Below are 2,380 nucleotides of genomic sequence, written 5' to 3' on the forward strand. Positions count from 1 at the left end.
CTGGCATTCATGTTGATGTGGCTACCGATGTATTGTTGAACGCGAAATGTACAGCAAAGATCAACACGCCCTAGTTTGCGGCGGTGATGAAAGCGTCGATAAGCATTGAGATATTATTAATTCTCATTGCATCATGATATAAATTCAATATTCCCAACTAAAGAGCACCCTCCAATGCAGCTAAGCGCTAACAAGACTGCACAGTTTTTTATCCAACATGAATACCATCAGGTTGAACTTGATGGCCCACGTCTGCTTTTATCCTCAGTGGGAAGTGAAGAGCGTATCCCGTTTACTATTTGGAACGGAAAGGTTGCGATAAAACGCGGTTTGTTTTGGGGATCGTTACAGTTTTTCGCCAACCAGCAAGATGGCAAACAGAGAAGCTGGTTAGTACAAGGCTTACCTTGGGAGCGATGTCGTCAATTTGCCCGCGCATCGGTTAGTGCCTATCAGAAGTGGCATGATGCGCAATGCGAACAACTGGCTGAACATGTCCCACGATGGGAGGCGGAATTAACTCGCCTAGAGCAACTTCCTGCTTTTTTACCCCACTCTAAGGTTAACACTTGGGTCGATATGGTGAATTCGGGTTTAGAAGACATGACGATGACCATCGAGGAAGCCGCGCAGCGCATGCCAAATCGTATCGCCCGTATGCAGCCGTGGCTGTCTGAAACTGAAACCAAGCAAGCGGAAAGAAATCAGCAATGGCTAGAGACAGAAAGGCAAAACTGGGAAGTATTGTTTGCTCAATGTGAATCGTCCCCCCTGAACTTATCCCAGCAGTATGCCGTGCTGATGAATGACGATCACAACCTTATTTTAGCCGGGGCTGGCTCAGGGAAAACCAGTGTTCTGACAGCTCGGGTAGCGTATTTACTGCAAAGCCATCAAGCTCAATCGGAAGAGCTGTTATTGCTTGCCTTTGGTCGTGAAGCGGCAGAAGAGATGAAGCAGCGCCTCGACAACAAAATTGGTTCATCAGCAGAGAAGGTGCAAGTGAACACCTTTCACCAACTGGGCTTAAAGATCCTCAATCAAGTTGAAAACGAACGTGTGGTGATTTCTCCTCTCGCGTTAGATGACAACCAACGCCAAGCGTGGTGCATTGATTGGTTGAAGAAGCACTGGATGACGCCGACCAACTTCAAACGCTGGCAAAAGCACTTATCTAAATGGCCTATCGCTTACCTCACAGGCGATGATGAGCTCGGTAGCCATGCCTCTAATCTGAAACTGATTAGTTGGCTAGAACGACAATTAGAGCAGTTAAACGCGTCGGGGTTATCGAAAAAAGAAGTGCAACAACAACTGATTGACCACCGAGATTACACCCGCTTAAACAGTGAGCTGTCATTGTGTTGGCCATGTGTAACCGCGTGGCAGAAAGCGCTAAAAGAGCAGAGCCACATTGATTTCTCGACCATGATCAGCCGAGCGACTCAGTATGTGCAAAAGGGCAAGTTTATCTCACCATGGAAGTTCATCATGATCGATGAATATCAAGATATCTCTCCGGATCGCCTCGCTTTGGTTGAGGCGCTTTGTAATCAGTCGAAGGCTCAACATCAAGCCTCTATTTTTGCAGTAGGCGATGATTGGCAGTCGATTTACCAATTTGCGGGTGCAGATGTTGATCTCACCACTGGATTTAAAGAACGTTTTGAGAGTGCGACCATTCATCAGCTCGATACCACTTATCGATTTAACAACCAGTTAGGCGCAGTCGCCAATCGCTTTGTGCAACAAAATCCGATTCAATTGCCGAAAGAACTCAACAGCTTCAAACAACAGAAACAGAAGGCGGTATACAGTGCGCCGAGTAAAGACGTTGAGAAGATCCTTGATCAGATCAACAGGCAATCCAAAGGCAAAACCAACAAATCGGTATTGCTGCTTGGGCGCAATCATTACCACAAGCCAGAGTTGCTACAAGACTGGAAAGAAATCTATACCTCAATTGATATCAACTTCATGACCTGCCATGCAAGCAAAGGTAAAGAAGCAGACTTTGTGATTATACTTTGTGTGGATGAAGGACAATTCCCAACCAAGAAGAAGCAGCTGCATATCGATGGTGCGTTGACTGAATCGTCAGATGTTTTTCCTTATGCTGAAGAGCGACGCTTATTCTACGTGGCAATGACCCGCGCAAAAGAGAAAGTATGGATCACGCACAGCGGTGATGGCTCTGGCTTTGTGCAAGAGCTGCACGGTTCCGATTACCCTGTCGTTCGTAAAAAGTGAGTAATTTGACGTGATTGGCTAATTCAAGCTCTGCTTATTTACCTATTTCGTAAGGCGTTGTTGCTTAAATCAGTTGAACCTTTTCCAAGTCCTGTGATCTATTCTTTTATGGTGATTAGAACGGTGGTGA

The 2,380-nt window shown here is 46.0% G+C and carries 1 protein-coding gene; it reads left to right on the forward strand.

Going from position 1 to position 2,380, the window contains the following annotated elements; genetic code table 11:
• Positions 1-174: 174 nt before the first annotated feature.
• Positions 175-2,250, forward strand: a complete 2,076-nt coding sequence (gene helD / locus Q1A70_RS19560; protein WP_299695610.1) for a DNA helicase IV — start codon at positions 175-177, stop codon at positions 2,248-2,250.
• Positions 2,251-2,380 lie beyond the last annotated feature (130 nt).

Source organism: uncultured Vibrio sp. (genome assembly GCF_947488985.1).
Classification (GTDB): Bacteria; Pseudomonadota; Gammaproteobacteria; order Enterobacterales; family Vibrionaceae; genus Vibrio.

What these genes read in the sequence shown, in the direction of transcription:
- helD (WP_299695610.1), top strand. Translation starts at nt 175, where the DNA reads ATGCAGCTAAGCGCTAACAAGACTGCACAGTTTTTTATCCAACATGAA.